This is a genomic window from Ekhidna sp. (assembly GCF_964218185.1).
Taxonomy (GTDB): Bacteria; Bacteroidota; Bacteroidia; order Cytophagales; family Cyclobacteriaceae; genus Ekhidna.
Map to the genome: position 1 here is coordinate 550401 of NZ_CAXPLV010000005.1, position 19308 is coordinate 569708.

Consider the following 19308-nt stretch of genomic DNA (forward strand, 5'->3'; position numbering starts at 1 on the left):
AATTGGTGTAAAGATAAAACAAGGGGTGATTGCATACCTTTGTCGCCTTAAATTCCAATTTATGGCTGCAAGAAAGACATTTAGTAATTGGCTAACGAACAAATACCTGCTCATTATTCGCAATGAAGAGAATTTTGCGGAAAAGACCACATTTAGTTTCAATTATGCCAGGCTGTTTTTATTACTAGCGGGTGTTGGAGTCTTGGTGCTATCATCTGCCATTTATCTTGTAACCGTAGCATTGGAGCAATGGCTAGATCCAAGACACGCGCAAATGGAGGCCAATCGTCAGGTGCTGGAATTATCTATGATGATTGATTCCCTGGAGCAAGAGGTTAGTAACAAGGACATTTATATAGAAAATATCAGGAGAATCATTGCCGGCGAGGAACTGGCTCAGAATCTGGAGGTAAGTCCTGAATCAGACCTGCAGCCAACAGAGCTAACCGAGAGTATTCAGCCCGTGGATTCTCAGTTTAGGGCAGAATTTGAAGGATCTGAACTTGCAGAAATAACTGCACTACCTATCGCCGTATCATCAAATGTCTATGAGCTAAGAGATGTATACCTGTTCAGCCCACTATTTGATGGAATAATAACAGATGAATTTAACCCGAAGAAGGACCATTATGGTGTAGATATCGTGGCTCAGGAAAATGAACCTGTTCGCTCAGTGGCAGATGGAGTGGTAATTATGTCATCCTGGACACTGGATGGAGGTTATATTATAGCAATTCAGCACCCCGGCAATTTAATTTCTGTATATAAACACAATTCGGAATTATTTAAAAACGTTGGTAATTTTGTGGCAGCTGGGGAAGTAGTAGCCACAATTGGAAATACGGGTGAGCTAACTTCAGGGCCACATTTGCATTTAGAACTTTGGCACAATGGCAACCCTGTAAACCCTCAGGAGTATATTGCACTTTAAAATCACGCTATGTTGAATAAGAATCAAAAAGAAGTAGAGGAACTAAGTAACTCTAGTAATATAATTGGGAAAGGCACGATTGTAAACGGAAGCATTGAGACTTTTGGCAACATTCGTGTAGAGGGCAAGGTTATCGGAGACATCAAAACAAAATCAAAAGCTGCTTTTGGCCACTCATCTCAGGTAGATGGAAGTGTGCTAGCTCAAAATGCAGAAGTAGCAGGGCACATTGCAGGCACAATTGAAGTTACCGAGCAGTTAGTTCTCAAAGCAACGGCTACCATAGACGGTGACATCATTACCAATAAGCTTTTGGTCGAATCAGGAGCTACCTTCAATGGAAAATGTAAAATGGGCGTAAAAAGCAAAGAAATAAAGATTGGAAAGCCCGAAGACAAAGAAGAGCCACAAGCCCTCAAGGCCTGAGGAGGGAAATAGAGAAAAGTCTTACATGAAATTCTATGGACTGGCTTTTGAGCTGGTTGCTTTGAATTTAGCATTGATTTTGGGAGGATACTATCTGGACGGATTTCTGTCTACAAGTCCAATATTTATTTTAGTTGGCACATTCCTGGCGATGGCGGGAACCATCTGGTTATTGTTAAAGGCACTCAAATGAAGAAGTGGATTACCCTGATTTTACTCACGGTTTTGCTTATTGCAGCCGAGCAGCTTCTTGCATCTAAAATAGAATTTCATCCTGCATACCTGTTGATGGTTATGTTTTTTGCCATCCAAACATTCGTTCTGTTTCGGATGGAAAGCTGGGCACCCAAGGAGTGGAGCACCCAGGTATCATTGGTCAAAGTTGTTCTTAGACTTCTTTCTTCTTTGATTTTCATTTTAGTGTTGATGTACACTCAGACAGATCTTTTTAATCTGGTTGTTCAGTTTATTATCCTCTATTTGGTTTACATGATCTTTGAAATAGTTATGGCTTTGACTAACTTGCGCCGAAATTGAGGAACGAACGAATATCCGATGAAAATGCGCTCCATGTTGAAGCAATATAACTTTCTGAAAATCAACAAGTTTTTGGTCATTTTGCTGCTCACAATACCAGGCCTTTCTCTGGCCGGTGGTGGAGGCGAAAAAGGTGATGATGAACCTTTCAATCCAAGTGAATTAATCAATCACCACATTTCGGATTCTCATGTTTGGGAAATTTATCACGGACTTACCGTTCACCTTCCTGTAATCGTTTACTCAGAAGAAAAAGGTCTTGATGTTTTTTCATCTGCTAATTTTTATGATGAAGATCACAACATCAAGCCATACAATGGTTATGTGATGGATCATGAGCACATCTCTTTGGAGAGTGGCGCGCATGTTTTTGACATTTCCATAACTAAAAATGTTCTCTTCCTTTTCATCGACGCGGCATTGTTAATCCTTGTTTTTTCAGCGGTTGCGAGAGGATATAAGAAAAATGTGGGAAGAGCACCAAAAGGAATTCAATCCTTTTTCGAGCCAATCATCATGTTTATTAGAGATGATATTGCCAAAGAAAACATCGGCAAAAAGTATGAGAAGTTCATGCCTTTTCTACTTACTGTCTTTTTCTTCATCTGGTTCGGAAACTTGCTAGGGTTATTGCCAGGTGCGGCGAATATGACTGGAAATATTTCAGTGACACTTACGCTTGCTGTACTTACTTTAATTATCACCACTTTTTCCGGAAGAAAAACATACTGGCTTCACATTGTGGATCCATTAGGTAAGTCCATGCCATGGGCCGGTAAGATTTTATTATACATCATACTTTGGCCGGTTGAGATCATCGGAATTTTCACCAAGCCATTTTCACTGATGATTCGATTGTTTGCAAACATTACAGCAGGCCACATTTTGATACTTAGTATCATCAGTTTGGCTTTCATTTTCCAAAGCTTAACGATAGGTGTGGTTGGGGCGGTTTTCGCTACGGTGATGAACATGTTGGAACTTTTTGTGGCAGTGTTGCAGGCATATGTATTTACGCTTCTTTCCGCTTTGTACTTCGGTCAGGCAGTAGAGGAGCACCATTAATTAGAAACCAATTTTTAAACTATAAATAATTTATCATGGGAGCAATTGGAGCAGGTTTAGCAGTACTAGGAGCGGGTCTTGGTATCGGTTTGATCGGTAAAGGAGCAACTGAAAGTATTGCAAGACAACCAGAAGCAGCTGGTAAAATCCAGACAGCAATGATTATTGCAGCAGCCCTTATTGAGGGTGCGGCTCTTTTCGGCGTTGTAGTTGGACTATTGGCTGGATCAGGAAATTAATCCTTATCAAACTTGGCTATGACCACATTAGGTGGCATGGCCAGGTTTTAACAAAGACTTTTACTATTAAACAATATATATCGTGGCACTAGTAACCCCCGACATTGGACTGATCATTTGGCAACTGATCGTATTCCTTATTGTTCTTTTCATCCTTCGTGCATTCGTTTGGAGACCTATCCTAAGTGCACTCAAAGCACGTGAGCACCAAATTGAAGATTCACTTCGAGCTGCTGACAATGCGAAAGAGGAAATGGAGCAAATCAAAGCTGACAATGAGTACCTTCTGCAGGAGGCTCGAATTGAGCGAGATGCCATTTTAAAAGAAGCAAAAACTGAAGCAGGCCACATCATTGAGCATGCGAAAGCCGAGACATCTGACATCACGTCAAGGATGATTCAGGATGCAAGAGATGCAATCGAAGTAGAGAAAAAGGCTGCTCTGACAGAAGTGAAGGATTTAGTTGCTTCATTGTCATTGGAAATTGCAGAGAAAGTATTGAGAGAGAAGCTTTCAGACGATAAGTCTCAAAAAGCTTTGGTTGATAAGTTTATCAAGGACGTAAAAGTTAATTAAGAATGTCTGTAGGCAGAATAGCGGTTCGGTATGCGACACCAATTTTAGAATTGGCTGAAGAAAAGAATGTGCTGGATAGTGTGAAAGCAGACATGGAATCTTTTCTTAACGTTTGTGAAGAGAGCAGGGATTTTTCACTAATGCTGAAAAGCCCTATCATTTCGCACTTTAAGAAAGCCGACATCTTAAAAAAAGTATTTACAGGTAAGGTGAATGAGTTAACTCTTCAATCATTTGATATCATTACGCGGAAGAGTAGAGAAAGCTTGTTGGAGGATATTGCAAAGGAGTTTCTTCACCTATACAATGTTAAGAAAGGTTTTTCTGAAGTTTCTGTAACTACAAGCATAAAGCTGGATGCAGACATGAAGAAAGCATTCGAAAAACTAGCAAAAGACATTACAGGCAAAGAGCCGATACTTAAGGAGAAAGTAGACCCTGAAATTGTGGGAGGATACATTCTTCGACTTGGTGATCGTCAATTAGATGAGAGCGTAAGCGGACAGCTAAAAGATTTAAAACTGAAGTTTTCAAAATAATAACATTAAGCCGACAGGCTAAACAGATAAAATTATGGCACAAGTAAGACCTGATGAGGTTTCAGCAATTTTAAGAGAGCAGCTTTCAAACCACAAAACTGAAGCTGAACTTGAAGAAGTAGGTACCGTACTACAGGTAGGTGATGGTGTAGCCAGAATCTACGGACTTTCAAATGCTCAGGCGGGTGAGCTTTTGGAGTTTGAAAACGGCTTGAATGCTCTTGTACTTAACCTTGAAGAGGATAACGTAGGAGCAGTACTTCTTGGAGATTCAAGTGAGGTAAATGAGGGAGATACCGTAAAAAGGACAGGAAGAATTGCTTCCATCAAAGTAGGTGATGGAATGTGTGGGCGAGTAGTGGACACATTGGGAATGCCTATTGATGGAAAAGGAGAGATCACTGGTGAAACTTTTGAAATGCCACTTGAAAGAAAAGCACCTGGGGTAATCTTCCGTGAGCCTGTAAGTGAGCCGCTTCAAACAGGTATTACTGCAATTGACTCAATGATTCCTGTGGGAAGAGGTCAAAGAGAGTTGGTAATTGGTGACCGTCAGACTGGTAAGACTGCTGTGGTAATTGACACCATCATTAACCAAAAAGAATTTTACGATAAAGGTGAGCCAGTATTCTGTATCTATGTTGCCATAGGTCAGAAAGCTTCTACGGTAGCTGGAATCGTTGCTCAGCTTGAGAAGGCTGGTGCCATGAAGTATACAGTAGTGGTTAGTGCTTCTGCATCTGATCCTGCTCCAATGCAGTTCTACGCTCCAATGACTGGTGCTGCTATTGGTGAGTACTTCCGAGATACTGGACGACCTGCACTTGTGGTATATGATGACCTTTCTAAACAGGCTGTTTCATACCGTGAGGTGTCGCTTCTATTAAGAAGACCTCCGGGACGTGAAGCATACCCTGGAGATGTATTCTACCTTCACTCAAGACTACTTGAGCGTGCTGCAAAAGTGATCAACGATGATTCTATTGCTAGCCAGATGAACGACCTTCCTCCTTCATTGAAAGGAAAAGTAAAGGGTGGTGGTTCATTGACAGCTCTTCCGATTATCGAAACCCAGGCAGGTGACGTATCTGCTTACATTCCTACGAACGTAATCTCGATTACGGATGGTCAGATCTTCTTGGAGACGAACCTTTTCAATTCAGGTATCAGACCGGCGATTAACGTAGGTATCTCGGTATCACGTGTGGGAGGTAACGCCCAGATTAAGTCAATGAAGAAAGTATCTGGTACCTTGAAGCTAGATCAGGCACAGTTCCGTGAGCTCGAAGCATTCGCTAAGTTTGGATCTGATCTGGATGCTGCAACCCAAAGAACCATTGACAGAGGTAGAAAGAACCAGGAAATCCTGAAACAGCCTCAGTTCTCTCCTATTCCGGTAGAGGAGCAAGTTGCGATTATCTATGCGTCTACTAAAGGATTCCTTGATCCAGTTCCGGTGAACAAAGCAAGAGAATTCCAGACAGAATTTATTAATGCAATGAGGACCACTGGTAAGGATGCTTTGGCAGACTTCAAAGCTGGTAAACTAAGCGATGAGGCTGTTGCAAAAACAGAAGAGATCGCTAAGGATATTGCATCAAGGTTTAAGAAATAAATAAGACAACAATTATAAGATGGCCAATCTTAAAGAGGTAAAAGGTAGGATTCAATCGGTTGTATCGACACAGCAGATCACAAAAGCCATGAAAATGGTTGCTGCTGCCAAGTTGAGAAGAGCGCAAGATCGTATCATTCAAATGAGGCCATATTCCCAAAAGCTTTCTGAAATTATTCAGAATGTATCGGCTGGCGGAACGGATGCAGGCGACAATCCATTCTCTGAGGAGCGAAATATTGAGCGGGTACTGATTGTAGTCGTTTCTTCAGACAGGGGGCTTTGCGGTGCATTCAACAGTAGCGTTTTCAAAGGAGTGAAAGCTTTGATTGCTGAGAAGTATAGCCATGCAGAGGCAAGTGGGAATTTGGAAATCCTTCCTATAGGAAAGAAAGCATTTGAGCATTTCGCAAAGAGAAAATACAATGTGATCAAGACCTACTCACACTTGATAGAGAAGCTAAACTTTGCTGATGCAAAAGAAGCTGCAGAGATGGTAATGGCTGGTTTCCTAGATGGGAAGTACGACAGAGTAGATATTGTTTACAATGAGTTTAAAAACGTGGCTACTCAGATCGTTCAGAAAGAGCAGTTTCTGCCAATTCAGGAAATTGAAGCTGAGGAAACTGAGGGCGAGATTGATTATATCTATGAGCCTTCTAAGGAATTTATCTTCAACGAGCTGGTGCCAAAGTCTCTGAAGATTCAATTCTATAAGACGTTACTCGAATCAAATGCGTCTGAGCATGGAGCCAGGATGACAGCCATGGATAAGGCAACTGAAAATGCTGATGATCTTTTGAAAGAACTTCGATTGACTTATAACCGAACTCGTCAGGCAGCAATTACCAAGGAGATTCTTGAGATTGTTGGTGGTGCTGAGGCTTTGGCTCAAGGGTAATGATCGGTCGAGCATATCGAATAGCTCAAATTTTATCTATAGACATTGTAATCGGAGCGGTAATACTGCTCCGATTTTTTTGTGTCCAATTTGGGGTAAAGCCGGGCTGGGAAGTGTATGCTTTACTTGGTGGCACAGTATGGCTGATATATACGGCAGACCACCTAAGAGATGCGACTAGTCAGATAGAATCGAATAGGGAGAGATACTTATTTCATAAAAAACACAGAAAGTTACTTATAGTCTTAGCCAGTGTAATGCTATGCTTAATGACTGTACTGCTGTTTTTTATTCCTGTCGTGATTTTAAAAGGAGGGGTGGCTTTGGCATCACTTTCATTTATTTATTTATTGGTCCAATATCGTCTTTCACGTTACTTGTCAAAAGAGTTTTATGTGGCGCTGATTTATTCTTTGGGAATTTTGATGGTGCCAATGGTTCTAAGCGAGATGTATGATTGGAGTGTTTTTCTGTTACTCTTTTTACTTACTTTCATCAATCTCATATTATTCAGCTGGTTTGAAAAGAATGAAGATTCGGTAGATGGTTTTTTATCTATTGCTACAGAATTGAGCGAAAAGAAGCTTGAAAAATTGATTCTGATTCTGTTATCTATTGGGATTGCGATTTCACTCTTGCTGTTAAACCTAATGGCATTTTATTTCTTTCTGGGGTTCTTCACATATGGATTAATGGCGATTTATCCTACGTGGTTTAACACGAATCAACGGTATCGATCCATTGGAGATGGCGTATTTTTAGTGCCAATACTTTTTGAATGGCTGTAAATGATTTTGATTTCATTGCCCCATTTTATGATCGACTTTCCAAAATGGTATTTGGTAAATCTTTGATTGAAGCTCAATCTATGCACTTGAATGAAATAGATAGTAAGGATCGTGTACTTATTCTAGGAGGTGGTACAGGAAAAATTTTGGAGCACATTCCCAATTGTGAAAGGATAGATTATGTAGAAAAATCTAAGAAGATGCTCAAGCTTGCCAAGAAGAGAATGGTCAATCGCCACACTGACTTTATTCATAGCGATTTTTTGGATTACACGTCTGACAGAAAGTACGATATTATTATTTGCCCCTTTTTTCTCGATTGTTTTGGTGAAAGGAATCTTAGATCTGTTCTTGTAAAGTGCAAGGGTATGCTCAAAGTGAACGGGAGTTTATTTGTCACAGACTTTCACCCCGAAAGAGCCAAGCGTACTCTTTTGATGATTATGCATTGGTTTTTCAAAGCAACATCTGGTTTGGATTCGAAAAAGCTGTCGAATATTCCGCTAGCCATAATAAATAACGGATTTATAGAAAAATCAATGGTTTTCTTCAAAAGAGGGATATTTAGTGCGGTGTATGTTCAGGAAGAGAAAAAGTAACAGTGGTTCCTTTATCAGTACTTATTTCGAGTGTCCCATCATTCTTCTCAATAAAATCTTTGCACATCAGCAGGCCAATCCCAGAGCCTTTTTCCTGTTCAGTTCCCACTCGGGTAAAGCTCTCTTCACGATCCAGAATTTGACGTATCATGTCCTTGGTCATCCCAATTCCTGTGTCAATAATTGATATCCGAGAGTACCCTTCGTTGTTTTCAGCAGTTATCTTAATTCGACCATTCTTAGGAGTAAACTTGATGGAGTTATGAATCAGGTTTCTAACTACAAACTCCAGCATGTCTTTATCTGCATGCACCATAGCGTCATCAACACCTGATTCAATTTCTATTCGAATTTTCTTTTGTTCTAATGACAAAGTAAAAAGTTTAAGTGACTTATCAATCGCCTTACGTAAATCAACTTTTGTTGGGTTAAAAGTTAAACTCTCTTGCTGGAGACGAGACCATAGAAGGAGGTTGTCCATCAGAAGGATAAGGTTTTGGAGTGAAAATCGAGTTTTATCACTCAGCTCTGAAATTTCCTCTGGTGTGAGTTTATTATAGTGATTTATAAAAAGATTAAGATATGAATCTACAGTTGTTAATGGGCTTTTAAGCTCATGGGAAATAATGGAAAAAAGCTTCGACTTAACTTGATTCAACTCCCTCAACTCGCTTTCTGAAATCTTTAACTGACTGAGGGTTTCCTCCAACTCCTTCGTCCGCTCCTTTACCTGCCGCTCCAATTCATCCTTTTGTTTTTCAGCCAAAAGCTTCTTTTCCATCTCCTTCTCTCTGGCTATTTTTTCCTTTTCTATGGTTTCAAGTGCCAGCATTTTTCGCGTGCGGTTTAGCCGGTCAGACAGTCCCAGAGAAAATAAGACAACCTGTGCCACAGCCCCTATTTGCACGATGTATCGTGTTAGAAAATTATCAGGGAGATAATTAAGCTCCCGAAAGATGAACAGAATGCCACCAATATTGAAAAGTGCAAATGCCACAAGAAACCACAGTGCCGGCTTGTATCCGCGCTTATACACGATAATGCTGGTTAGCGTGATGGCGGTCATGGTTATTGCACCCAGTAGGCCAATCACGTAGTTGGTTTCTACCAGCCAATCTTTAATTTCCAACCAGCTAATCAGCCACATAATGATTGGAGTGAGATATAGGATAAGAATGACGGTAAAGAATGTATTCCAACGTGGAACATATTCACTCGTATGCAAGTATGTTTTTGTAAAAAGTATCCTGCTGATGTTGGTTAATGGGATGATCAATGCAAAGAAATATGCATTCCAGTGAGGTCGATCGGGCCAGAAATGTTCAAAAGAAAAACCGTAGTAAAACGCCATGTAAAGACCAAAACCAATGATAGAGAGTACATACCAGAGGTAACTTTGATCCTTTACCGCCATGTATATCATCAGGTTGTAGAGTGCCATCACGATCAAAATCCCGAAAAACAAACCATGAGCTATTAGTCTTTGCCTTTCATGAAATCGCCATGTGCTTGGAGTAAACTGTGAGATAGTGGAATTGGCTAATTCAAAAAGTGGATGATCCCCTTTTAACTTAATTAGCAATGAATCTGCATTTGCATCAATGATATTCTTATAAGAGAAATAACTTTTTTGATCTCCTTTTAGCATCGTACCTGTTCGATGAATTTTATCTTCGTCATACACAATTACATGACTCCATCCCGGGATTTCTACCAGTTGATTGTCTTCGTCAAGGACAAGCATGGTCCAGTACCATTCACTATTCGAAAACGCATTGGAATCTGCCGGTTGCTGTAAGAGACTATCAAGGTAAAGTCCTTGAGCCTTTAAGAACAAGACTCCTATAATGAACAGAAGAGAAATGGTAGCTCGGCGCATTCAGAAATAAAATATTGACCTGCAATATAATCGTGTCCGCTTTAGTTCGGAATTTGCGGTTACATTTGAAGGATGTCTGATGGAAAAACCAGAGTGCTCATTGCCGAAGATGATTTTGTTGTGGCTAAAAACCTAAGCATTACGCTTGAGGAGCGAGGCTATGATATTTTGGGAATTAGTGAGTCTGGCGAAGAGTTGCTCCAATCGTTGGGTAAGCAGCAAACGGATATCGTAATCATGGATATAAATCTTGCCGGGCTAATGGACGGCATAGAGGTGACTTCACTCATTAAGAACAAAACCAACACACCTGTTTTGTACCTGACGTCAGACAGAGATCAAAAAACCCTGGAGCGGGCTAAACTGACCAACCCGGACGGATACCTGATCAAGCCTTTTGATGATGATGAGCTTGTATCAGCTATTGAGATTGCCTTACACCGACACCACCTGGCATCCGGAAACCAAAAAGAGGACACGGTGGTGAGCGAGTCGCACCTGTTTGTTAAGGTTAAAAACAGACTTGAGAAGTTGAAATTTGAAGATGTGCGATACATAGAAGCAAATGATATCTATTCGATTCTGATGACCAAGCAGAGCAATTATATCCTTAGCTATTCACTCAAGACACTCGAGGAAAAGCTCCCGGCCTCTAAGTTTATGCGGGTACACCGCTCTTACATTGTCAATGTAGAGCACATTCAGGCAATTGAGGATAACTACATTCAGATTTCGGAAAAGAACATTCCTATCGGGAAAACCTATCGCGAGGATCTCATGAGGCGACTCTCAATAATATGAAATTTTAAATTTTCTGTCTTTTACGAATGCTTGTATTGTCTTTTTTTCAATCGATTAAATGATTGATTGAGGATTTTCCTTTTACCACGACAATGGTTTCGTTCACCTTAAAAAATCCTGCCTTCACCTGAATGTGGTTGTCAATACGCTCGAATAAGCAAAAATTGGTAGCTGTATTAAGTGAAAAATATGGCTTCTGAGAGTTTTACAGGATATGTTTGGGTGGCAGTGATCGCATATATGGCGCTGATTCTCTTCTTTGTGATCAGAGGAGCGATTCAAACGAAAAACATCTCAGATTATGCCCTTGGCAATATTGCCTTTTCTCCTGTTGCTGTGGGATTGGCCTTGGCAGCATCCATGACCAGTGCCGCCACATTCATCATCAATCCTGGTTTCATCGCTTTTTACGGAATCAGCGGATTTCTTTCATTTGGACTGGTAATGTCTATCTCAGCACTGGTATCCTTGATTGTAATCACCAAAGGGTTTAGAAAAATAGGCACATCCGTAAAAGCATTAACCATGGCGCAATGGATTGGAAGCCGATATGAAAATAGAAGTTATGCCCTCTTCTTTGGTTTCGTGTCCTTGCTGCTCATCACGTTCATCGTACTTATTTGTGTGGGTCTAAGTAAGCTACTTTCCAAAGCCCTGAATGTAGAAGAAATCTACGTTCTTATCTCTGTGGTGGTCTTCGTATTTGGTTACATGATGTTCGGAGGGGCAAACTCTATGGTGTACACCAATATGATCCAGGCTTCTCTAATGATTGTTGTTGCTTTCATTCTGCTCACGTCTGGTTTTGAACACTTTTCAAATGGGGTGGATGGCTTTTTAGCAAAGTTGGAGGCTATAGATCCGGCATTGGCGCAGGGGACGAATCCTGGCAGCCCCATGTTTAGGGACTACTTCGAAATAATTTTTTGTCAAGTCGTTGTGGGTATCGCCATTGTTTGCCAGCCCCACATCATTACTAAATCACTTCTTCTAAAAAATGACAATCAGGTCAATACGTACCTTATTGTAGGAGTAATAGTTGAATTCCTCTTCTTCCTCGTGGTTTTTGCAGGTCTGTATGCCAGGCTGGAATTTCCTAATCTTACAGCTGATGGCAGCCTGCTCAGCCTCGATGGAGTGCTTTCTGCATACGTAGTGAAAAAGTTCACTGCCGGGATTGGAATTGTTGTGGTAATGGGATTGATTTCTGCGGGTCTGTCTACTTTAGAAGGCTTGATTCAAAGCCTAAGTACAACTATTACACAAGACGTGATTCGGCCCATTTTCGGAGAGCCAAAAATACAACCGGTGATTTTGAATAGACTTACTATTGCGTTTCTTGCTATTGCCTCATTTGCATTTAGCTGGCAACAACTAATATCACCGGATCTAAGTGTTGGAATTTTCGCACAGAATGGCGTTTATGCCTATTTCTCGGCGGCCTTTGTGCCGGTACTTTTTGGGACGTTTCTAAAACAAGTGCCAGTGCATGTTCCTTTTATCAGTTCAGTTTCGGCAATAGTTATTCACTTTTCGGTGTATTACGGCCGCCTAACTCCCTACATGCAGGAAGAAATTAGAAATCCCGCCATTGCATCAACACTTGCGATTTTAGGATCGCTTGCAATAGGCCTGATATTGTATGCATATGCCAGGTCAAGAAAAGAAAAAGTATCCATCGCATGAAAAGCCTGATCACGATATCGATTCTGTGCTTAGCGCAATTCACAATTGCTCAAAATGATGAATTCATGCCTAACTATAAATATGAAACAAAGAAGGTCACGATCTTCGATGATATTCAAATCGCCTATGTAGATGAAGGTGCTGAAGAAGCACCTGTTATTGTCATGGTGCATGGTCTCGGTGGCTACATCAAAAACTGGTACCCTACAATTGATGGCCTAAGTGATGCGTATCGATGTATAGCATTAGATCTGCCCGGATATGGTCAGTCCACTTTGAGAGATTTTGAAGAGGAGGATTATATAGACTTTTTCGCTCGATCGCTCGACGCATTTGTTCAAAAACAAGAGCTGAATAATGTCATTCTTATGGGCCATTCAATGGGCGGGCAGGTGAGCATCGTAACCGCACTTAAGAAACCGAATTGGTTAAGCCAGTTGATCCTGGCTGCTCCGGCAGGATTTGAAACGTTCACCGCAGAGGAAGCTAAAATACTCGAGCAGTTTTCCAGTGCCACTGCTTTGATGAGTCATACAGAGGATCAAATTAGAGCTGCATATAAAATCAACTTTGTGGATATGCCCGAACTGGCAGAGGAGATGATCCAGGACCGACTGAAAGCCAAAGAAGCTCCCTGGTTTCCAGAATATGCCAAAGTAAGAGAAATGGGAGTGAAAGGGATGTTAAGTCATCCGATTTACAATGAGTTGGATCAAATTGAGGTTCCTACCTATGTGCTCTTTGGAGAAAAAGACTTTTTAATACCTAATAGATACCTGCATGCAGGAATGACCACCCAGCAAGTGGCTGAGATGGGAAATAAAATACCTAATGTGAAAATTAAAATGATTGAAGCTGCCGGACACATGTTACAAATGGATAATCCGGCAGGCTTCAATCGAGCTGTTAAACAAATGCTAACAAACTAAAGTTATGAAAAACCTGTACTTAACCCTCGTTTTAACGCTGCTTTCTGTGAGCATATTTGCTCAGGGAGGAAGCATTACCGGTACTGTCACAGACAGTGAGACCGGGGAGGCACTCATTGGTGCCAATGTAGTAATTAAAGGAACCACCAATGGCGATGTGACTGACCCCAGCGGAAAATTCGAAATCAAAGGATTAGCCAATGGCACTTATGTAGTCGTGGCTAGCTTTGTTGGATTCCAGGCCATGGAGCAATCTGTATCTGTTAGTGGGTCGGCTGTGACCATCGACTTTCAACTGGCGGAAGGAACCGTATTCGGAGAAGAGGTGGTAATCTCCGGTAGTAGACAACCAGAGAAGATCACAGAGACTCCAGCAACAATCGAAATAATATCAAGCAAAGACCTGGAAAATTGGGGCTCGTTTAATACGGGAGAATTACTATCCAGACTAAAAGGAGTTGATTATATCCGATCTGGAGTGGTTGGAACAGGAATAAACGTTCGGGGATTCAATAGCAACTTCAACGCAAAAAACACGCAGGTGACCGACGGTCGATTTTCAAGTCTTGTTGCGACAGGACTTCCATTTGGCCCGTTGAGCCCACAGATCAAAGAAGATATTGATCGCGTGGAGGTAATCCTTGGTCCAAACTCAGCACTTTACGGACCAAATGCCCACAATGGATTAGTCAACATCATCACCAAAGATCCAAGAGCATCTGAGGGTACTACCGTTGCACTCGGAGCAGGAAATCAAAGTGTTTTCACCGGCCGTTTGCGTCACGCTCAGATTTTAAATGACAAACTCGCATTCAAACTAAACTTTGAATATACCCGTGGCGAAGAATTCCAATTTGCTGATTCTGTATACATAGACAGGGACGGAAACCCAGGTAAGGAAGGATATGAAGAACTTGACCTGGATAATGGTTTTGAATTTATAAAGGGAGGATTGGGTATGTACTACTCGCTAAACGATGACTCAGATCTCATCTTCTCATATGATGCGAGCAATAGTACGTACCTGTCTCCAACGAATGTAGGTCGAAACGAAATTGTTGACTGGAAAATCCAGACATTCCATATGCGCTATGTGTCACCTCGCATTTTTGCTCAAGCTTATTTGAGCCTGAGTGACACACGTGATACTCATTCCTTGGATGATCGGACAAAAGCCTACTATGCTGCCAGAGATGGTGGAGCTACCCATGAGCAAGCTTTTGCATCTTCATTGGAAGGTGGTGCAAGATTCATTGATGATTCCAAAAGGTGGAACGGGGAAGTTCAGTACAACAACAATTGGGGAGCCTTCAACTTCGTAACTGGAGTTCAGTATCAAAAGGATTTTGCAAACTCACATGGTACCTATTTGTTGGATGAAAATGAAGATGATTTCATAACCGTAAGCCAAATAGGCTGGTATGGTCAGGGACAATACAGCTTTGGATCTGGATTTAAAGCAACTGCCGCTGTTCGCGCAGATAACCATGAAGTGTATGGGTTCAACCTCGTACCTAAACTAGGCTTGACGAAGACTGTTGAAAGTGGAACATTTCGTATTACGTATGGTCAGGGTGTAGCTGCTCCAACCATTCTCAATATGTACGGAGACTTATTTGGAGGCCTCATTTTGGGGAATGCAGAAGGGTTTACGTTGGCTGATGGATCTAAAGTCGAGAAGCAGAGTATTGAAAAACTTCAAACATATGAAATAGGCTATAAAGGAAATGTCGGTTCAAAAAAGCTCTATGCTGATGTAAATGCCTACTACAATATTTCTGAGGATTTTTTAAGCCCTGTGACAGTTGTGGGCGTTACAACACATAGAGGCGACACGCCAATTGAAGATGTTCAATCTGCATATGGAGTTTATGGCGGGCTAGTTGCCACGTATGTAAACTTCGGAAAGTTCAACACCTACGGATTTGACATTGGATTAAACTATCTGGTAAATCAGAATATCACTCTGGATTTTAATTACTCTTATTTCGACTATCCAATAGATGAGAATGATTTAGAAAATGATTTTGATGGGGATGGCACAGTGAATAAATTAGATTTACTTGTTAATGCACCTAAAAACAAGGCAAGCATTGGATTCAATTACAACAAGAACAAAATTTTCGGAAATGTATTTGTCCGATGGGTTGAGGAGTATGATTACTTCTCTAGTTTCCAAATCGCTGCAGCCACTCAGGATCTGACGTATAGAGGGACTCCCATTGTTGAGAATGCACGAGGTACAGATTCATGGAACTATGGACCACTCGCAGGATTTGTGAATGTGGATCTTGGACTCGGCTATCGAATCACTGATACGCTAACCGGATCAATGGCTGTGACTAATCTCTTCGATAGAGAATATCGTGAATTCACTGCATCACCATTCATTGGAAGACTATACAGCATTGAATTGAAACTAAACATTCCTGGAAAATAGGAATAAGTAGAGTTGTGCAATATAGAGGCCGGTAACAATCAGTTATCGGCCTTTAAATACTGATATAAATGAAAAGACTAGAAAATAGAGTTGCCATCGTGACTGGTGGTTCAAATGGGATTGGAAAAGCAACCTGTCAAAAATTCGCATCTGAGGGAGCGAAAGTTATTATTTGGGATCTCAATGAAGAGGCTGGTAATGCGCTGGCAGCCGAGATTGATGGTGAGTTTTATAAAGTGAATACCGCAGATTATGAAGCGGTTGGTAAGGCTACAAGTGCCGTGATTGAGAAACATGGAAAAATCGACATTCTGATCAACAATGCGGGCATCACAAGAGATGCCACCTTGAAAAAAATGACGCCTGAGCAGTGGCAGCAAGTGATTGATGTGAACCTGACCGGAGTGTTTAATTGTGGTCAGCACATACAAGGATACATGACAGAAGCAGGTTATGGTCGAATTGTAAATACGTCATCCGTTGTGGGTATTTATGGAAATTTTGGTCAATCCAATTATGTGGCTACCAAAGCTGGAGTGATTGGGATGACAAAGGTGTGGGCCAGAGAATTAGGTCGGAAAGGGGTGACTGTAAATGCCGTTGCACCAGGTTTTATTGCCACCGATATGGTGATGGCTATGCCGGATAATGTCATTGACATGATGAAATCAAAAGTGCCAACTGGTACTTTGGGCAAGCCGGAAGATATCGCAAATGCCTACTGCTTTTTAGCTTCAGAAGAAGCAGGTTATATCAACGGAGCAACAATTAGTGTGGATGGAGGAATGACTGTATAATATGAGAAACGCCAGAATCATTTCAACCGGGATGTATGTTCCCAAAAACATCATTCCTAATACCTATTTTGATGAGATTTTAGGTGAAAATGTTTCGGAGTGGCTGGAAGCCAATGTGCACATTCTAAACCGTCGATGGTGTGATGAGGATGAGTCAACAGCCGACCTCTGCATCAAAGCGGCAAAAGTAAATCTGGAGCGTGCAGGTTTGAAGCCGGAAGATATCGACTTGCTGATCGTTTGCACAGACACACCCGAATACATTTCTCCTTCGACAGCCTCCAAGGTTCAGTACAAAATGGGCATGATCAACGCCGGAACCTTTGATCTAAATTCTGCATGTGCAGGTTTTGTCATCGGGCTGGACACTGCTGTTAAGTACATCAAAGCTGACGAAAACTACAATAAAGTGATGGTCATAGGTGCTTACGCAATGAGCAAGTACCTGAATAAATTGGATAAAAAAACCTGCAATCTGTTTGCCGATGGTGCAGGTGCGGTGATTCTGGCGGCCACCGAAGATTCAGATACAGGATATCTTGCCAGCGAGCTTAGAACCAAAGGAGAATATTGCGACTGGATGGGCATCTATGCAGGCGGAACTTTTCAGCCGACGACTCAAGAGGTGGTGGAGAATAAAGATCACTTGTTAAAATTTGTCAAGCGATTTCCAAGTGAATTGAATCCCGACGTATGGTCGGACATGGCGCATGAGTTGGCCAAAAGATCAGGCACAAAAGTGGAGGACGTGGATCAGTTTATGTTCACGCAGATCAACATCAACAGCATTTGGGCAACACTGGACAAACTAGGCCTACCCAAAGAGAAAGCACACACAGTGATGCATGAATACGGTTATACTGGTTCTGCATGCATTCCTATGGCATTGGATGAAGCTGTCCAGCTAGGGAAAGTAAAAAAAGGAGATTTAATCTATTTCATTGGCTCTGGTGGTGGTCTCGCATTTGCCAGTGCCGCATTTAGATTTTAAGGCGTTATGAGTTTTCGAAAAGATTGGATTGAGCGGTGGGCGGAATATGCCCCCATTAAAGTAGCGGTTTCGGATGCAGAGACAGGCGATAGTCTCACCTATCGCCAACTCAACAATCTTTCCAATTTACTAGCTCAGCATTTACAAAATAAAGGTATTCAGCCAGGTGATCGTGTGGCTGTTCTGTCAGAATTTAGGCTGGAATACGTTGTGCTCCTTGGGGCAGCCATGAAACTGGGGTTCATCATTGTACCCTTGAATTACCGCCTGTCAGCCAGAGAAATTGGGTACATGGTGAACAACTGTGAGCCACGGATGCTTATCTCTGAAGAAAAGTTTGACTCTCTTTTTGATCCAAACGAAATAAAATGCAATCCGGAGCATCGCTGGAAAATGAGTGAACTCACTTCATATTCAAAAGACGTCAGCGATCCTGAGCATTCGTTTAATTCAATAAGTCTGAAAGATGATGATCCACTTTTCATCATTTATACCTCAGGCACTACTGGTTTCCCAAAAGGAGCTATTTACTCATACAAAATGGCTTTTTGGAATGCGGTAAATACACAAATCAGGTTGGATATCACCTCGCGTGATCACACAGTTATCTGCATGCCGCCCTTCCATACTGGAGGATGGAATGTATTGCTAATGCCTTTTCTGCTCCAGGGAGGGTCTTTCACCTTGCTCAGGAAATTTGATGCAGCCAATGTGTTGAGGTTACTCGAAAATGAAGAGGCCACACTGTTTATGGGCGTTCCTACCATGCTCAAAATGATGGCGGATGAAGAAGTACTTAACGAGGTTGGACTTGAATCCGTACGCTATTTTATAGTTGGTGGAGAGGCAATGCCACTTCAATTGATAAAACTATGGGAATCGAAAGGGGTACCTATTAGACAGGGATTCGGACTGACGGAAGCCGGACCCAATATTTATTCTCTCCATCACGATGATGCCATCCGAAAAATTGGATCCATTGGTACACCAAACTTTTTTGTGAATGTGAAATTGATGAAGCAGGACGGCTCAGAAGCCAATGAGGAAGAAGAAGGTGAACTATTAATTAGTGGACCGGTGGTTACTCCGGGTTATTGGAACAACGATGTAGCTACAAAAGAGGCCTTGACAGGTGGGTGGTTTCGCACTGGGGATATTCTGGTCAGAGACGCTGAGGGATACTATTATGTCAAGGATCGAATCAAGAACATGTTTATCTCTGGAGGCGAAAATGTGTACCCAGCCGAAGTGGAGAAATTACTGCAAACGCACCCTTCAATTCATGAAGTAGCAGTTATTGGAGTCCCGGATGATCGTTGGGGCGAAGTGGGAAAAGCTATCATTGTGGCAGATTCAAGTCTTAACCAAGCTGATATTCTCGATTTTTGTGCTGGAAAATTGGCTAAATACAAAATCCCCAAGCACATTCAATTTGTGTCTGAAATCCCCAAGACGGAGAGTGGAAAGATTGATCGGAAGAGCCTGAATACTCTTTTTTCCAAGAAGCTCTAACAGGTTATATACCTTTGACTCACCCTTTTTTTAGAAAAATCGTAAAGGGGAGAAAC

20 protein-coding genes are annotated in these 19308 nt (G+C 41.6%); 19 read left to right on the forward strand and 1 reads right to left on the reverse strand.

Annotation, left to right across the window (positions count from 1 at the left end; all coding sequences use genetic code 11):
* Positions 1 to 61: 61 nt before the first annotated feature.
* The 12 genes from ACEQZT_RS07900 to ACEQZT_RS07955 all read left to right on the forward strand — a co-directional run bounded on the left by ACEQZT_RS07900 (position 62) and on the right by ACEQZT_RS07955 (position 8217).
* Positions 62 to 931 (forward strand): M23 family metallopeptidase, encoded by an 870-nt coding sequence (locus ACEQZT_RS07900; RefSeq protein ID WP_370088889.1) that lies wholly within the window; start codon positions 62 to 64, stop codon positions 929 to 931.
* Between the two features lie 9 nt (positions 932 to 940).
* Positions 941 to 1357: a polymer-forming cytoskeletal protein gene (locus ACEQZT_RS07905; RefSeq protein ID WP_370088890.1), complete on the forward strand. Its 417-nt coding sequence runs from the start codon at positions 941 to 943 to the stop codon at positions 1355 to 1357.
* Positions 1358 to 1382: 25 nt separating this feature from the next.
* The gene (locus tag ACEQZT_RS07910) at positions 1383 to 1550 is read left to right on the forward strand and encodes an AtpZ/AtpI family protein (protein WP_370088891.1); all 168 of its coding nucleotides are present in this window, start codon (positions 1383 to 1385) and stop codon (positions 1548 to 1550) included.
* The gene (locus ACEQZT_RS07915) at positions 1547 to 1894 is read left to right on the forward strand and encodes a hypothetical protein (protein ID WP_370088892.1); all 348 of its coding nucleotides are present in this window, start codon (positions 1547 to 1549) and stop codon (positions 1892 to 1894) included. Before ACEQZT_RS07910 ends, ACEQZT_RS07915 begins: the two co-directional genes overlap by 4 nt.
* Before the next feature lie 33 nt (positions 1895 to 1927).
* Complete coding sequence (atpB, locus tag ACEQZT_RS07920; protein WP_370088893.1) at positions 1928 to 2959, forward strand: F0F1 ATP synthase subunit A; 1032 nt, start codon at positions 1928 to 1930, stop codon at positions 2957 to 2959.
* 35 nt (positions 2960 to 2994) lie between these two features.
* On the forward strand, positions 2995 to 3198 hold the full coding sequence (gene atpE / locus ACEQZT_RS07925) for an ATP synthase F0 subunit C (protein ID WP_370088894.1): 204 nt from the start codon (positions 2995 to 2997) through the stop codon (positions 3196 to 3198).
* An 82-nt stretch (positions 3199 to 3280) separates the two neighbouring features.
* Positions 3281 to 3775, forward strand: coding sequence for a F0F1 ATP synthase subunit B (locus tag ACEQZT_RS07930; protein ID WP_370088895.1), 495 nt, complete (start codon positions 3281 to 3283; stop codon positions 3773 to 3775).
* A gap of 2 nt (positions 3776 to 3777) precedes the next feature.
* Positions 3778 to 4314, forward strand: coding sequence for an ATP synthase F1 subunit delta (gene atpH, locus ACEQZT_RS07935; protein ID WP_370088896.1), 537 nt, complete (start codon positions 3778 to 3780; stop codon positions 4312 to 4314).
* Between the two features lie 34 nt (positions 4315 to 4348).
* Positions 4349 to 5929 (forward strand): F0F1 ATP synthase subunit alpha, encoded by a 1581-nt coding sequence (gene atpA, locus ACEQZT_RS07940; RefSeq protein WP_370088897.1) that lies wholly within the window; start codon positions 4349 to 4351, stop codon positions 5927 to 5929.
* 19 nt (positions 5930 to 5948) lie between these two features.
* A complete protein-coding gene (gene atpG / locus ACEQZT_RS07945) occupies positions 5949 to 6830 on the forward strand; it encodes an ATP synthase F1 subunit gamma (RefSeq protein WP_370088898.1) in 882 nt (293 codons plus the stop codon).
* Positions 6830 to 7618: a hypothetical protein gene (locus tag ACEQZT_RS07950; protein ID WP_370088899.1), complete on the forward strand. Its 789-nt coding sequence runs from the start codon at positions 6830 to 6832 to the stop codon at positions 7616 to 7618. Before atpG ends, ACEQZT_RS07950 begins: the two co-directional genes overlap by 1 nt.
* Complete coding sequence (locus ACEQZT_RS07955; protein WP_370088900.1) at positions 7609 to 8217, forward strand: class I SAM-dependent methyltransferase; 609 nt, start codon at positions 7609 to 7611, stop codon at positions 8215 to 8217. Before ACEQZT_RS07950 ends, ACEQZT_RS07955 begins: the two co-directional genes overlap by 10 nt.
* On the opposite strand, the gene ACEQZT_RS07960 is transcribed toward ACEQZT_RS07955, so the two are convergent.
* The gene (locus tag ACEQZT_RS07960; RefSeq protein WP_370088901.1) at positions 8183 to 10096 is read right to left on the reverse strand and encodes a 7TM diverse intracellular signaling domain-containing protein; all 1914 of its coding nucleotides are present in this window, start codon (positions 10094 to 10096) and stop codon (positions 8183 to 8185) included. The genes ACEQZT_RS07955 and ACEQZT_RS07960 overlap by 35 nt on opposite strands.
* 72 nt (positions 10097 to 10168) lie before the next feature.
* Here ACEQZT_RS07960 and ACEQZT_RS07965 point away from each other — a divergent pair, with 72 nt between their 5' ends.
* The 7 genes from ACEQZT_RS07965 to menE all read left to right on the forward strand — a co-directional run bounded on the left by ACEQZT_RS07965 (position 10169) and on the right by menE (position 19252).
* On the forward strand, positions 10169 to 10897 hold the full coding sequence (locus ACEQZT_RS07965; RefSeq protein ID WP_370088902.1) for a LytR/AlgR family response regulator transcription factor: 729 nt from the start codon (positions 10169 to 10171) through the stop codon (positions 10895 to 10897).
* 189 nt (positions 10898 to 11086) lie between these two features.
* Positions 11087 to 12583, forward strand: coding sequence for a sodium/pantothenate symporter (locus ACEQZT_RS07970; protein ID WP_370088903.1), 1497 nt, complete (start codon positions 11087 to 11089; stop codon positions 12581 to 12583).
* Positions 12584 to 12648: 65 nt separating this feature from the next.
* Positions 12649 to 13512: an alpha/beta fold hydrolase gene (locus tag ACEQZT_RS07975; RefSeq protein ID WP_370088904.1), complete on the forward strand. Its 864-nt coding sequence runs from the start codon at positions 12649 to 12651 to the stop codon at positions 13510 to 13512.
* A gap of 4 nt (positions 13513 to 13516) precedes the next feature.
* On the forward strand, positions 13517 to 15952 hold the full coding sequence (locus ACEQZT_RS07980) for a TonB-dependent receptor domain-containing protein (protein ID WP_370088905.1): 2436 nt from the start codon (positions 13517 to 13519) through the stop codon (positions 15950 to 15952).
* 68 nt (positions 15953 to 16020) lie between these two features.
* Positions 16021 to 16749 carry a beta-ketoacyl-ACP reductase gene (locus tag ACEQZT_RS07985; RefSeq protein ID WP_370088906.1) on the forward strand — a complete coding sequence of 243 codons (729 nt, stop codon included), beginning with the start codon at positions 16021 to 16023 and terminating at the stop codon, positions 16747 to 16749.
* Position 16750: 1 nt separating this feature from the next.
* A complete protein-coding gene (locus tag ACEQZT_RS07990; RefSeq protein ID WP_370088907.1) occupies positions 16751 to 17740 on the forward strand; it encodes a 3-oxoacyl-ACP synthase III family protein in 990 nt (329 codons plus the stop codon).
* A gap of 6 nt (positions 17741 to 17746) precedes the next feature.
* Positions 17747 to 19252: an o-succinylbenzoate--CoA ligase gene (menE, locus tag ACEQZT_RS07995; protein ID WP_370088908.1), complete on the forward strand. Its 1506-nt coding sequence runs from the start codon at positions 17747 to 17749 to the stop codon at positions 19250 to 19252.
* Positions 19253 to 19308: the final 56 nt, after the last annotated feature.

Coding starts and splice junctions, on each gene's coding strand:
- ACEQZT_RS07900 (WP_370088889.1), top strand. CDS start 62: ATGGCTGCAAGAAAGACATTTAGTAATTGGCTAACGAACAAATACCTG.
- ACEQZT_RS07905 (WP_370088890.1), top strand. CDS start 941: ATGTTGAATAAGAATCAAAAAGAAGTAGAGGAACTAAGTAACTCTAGT.
- ACEQZT_RS07910 (WP_370088891.1), top strand. CDS start 1,383: ATGAAATTCTATGGACTGGCTTTTGAGCTGGTTGCTTTGAATTTAGCA.
- ACEQZT_RS07915 (WP_370088892.1), top strand. CDS start 1,547: ATGAAGAAGTGGATTACCCTGATTTTACTCACGGTTTTGCTTATTGCA.
- atpB (WP_370088893.1), top strand. CDS start 1,928: ATGTTGAAGCAATATAACTTTCTGAAAATCAACAAGTTTTTGGTCATT.
- atpE (WP_370088894.1), top strand. CDS start 2,995: ATGGGAGCAATTGGAGCAGGTTTAGCAGTACTAGGAGCGGGTCTTGGT.
- atpH (WP_370088896.1), top strand. CDS start 3,778: ATGTCTGTAGGCAGAATAGCGGTTCGGTATGCGACACCAATTTTAGAA.
- atpA (WP_370088897.1), top strand. CDS start 4,349: ATGGCACAAGTAAGACCTGATGAGGTTTCAGCAATTTTAAGAGAGCAG.
- atpG (WP_370088898.1), top strand. CDS start 5,949: ATGGCCAATCTTAAAGAGGTAAAAGGTAGGATTCAATCGGTTGTATCG.
- ACEQZT_RS07950 (WP_370088899.1), top strand. CDS start 6,830: ATGATCGGTCGAGCATATCGAATAGCTCAAATTTTATCTATAGACATT.
- ACEQZT_RS07955 (WP_370088900.1), top strand. CDS start 7,609: ATGGCTGTAAATGATTTTGATTTCATTGCCCCATTTTATGATCGACTT.
- ACEQZT_RS07960 (WP_370088901.1), bottom strand. CDS start 10,096: ATGCGCCGAGCTACCATTTCTCTTCTGTTCATTATAGGAGTCTTGTTC.
- ACEQZT_RS07965 (WP_370088902.1), top strand. CDS start 10,169: ATGTCTGATGGAAAAACCAGAGTGCTCATTGCCGAAGATGATTTTGTT.
- ACEQZT_RS07970 (WP_370088903.1), top strand. CDS start 11,087: ATGGCTTCTGAGAGTTTTACAGGATATGTTTGGGTGGCAGTGATCGCA.
- ACEQZT_RS07975 (WP_370088904.1), top strand. CDS start 12,649: ATGCCTAACTATAAATATGAAACAAAGAAGGTCACGATCTTCGATGAT.
- ACEQZT_RS07980 (WP_370088905.1), top strand. CDS start 13,517: ATGAAAAACCTGTACTTAACCCTCGTTTTAACGCTGCTTTCTGTGAGC.
- ACEQZT_RS07985 (WP_370088906.1), top strand. CDS start 16,021: ATGAAAAGACTAGAAAATAGAGTTGCCATCGTGACTGGTGGTTCAAAT.
- ACEQZT_RS07990 (WP_370088907.1), top strand. CDS start 16,751: ATGAGAAACGCCAGAATCATTTCAACCGGGATGTATGTTCCCAAAAAC.
- menE (WP_370088908.1), top strand. CDS start 17,747: ATGAGTTTTCGAAAAGATTGGATTGAGCGGTGGGCGGAATATGCCCCC.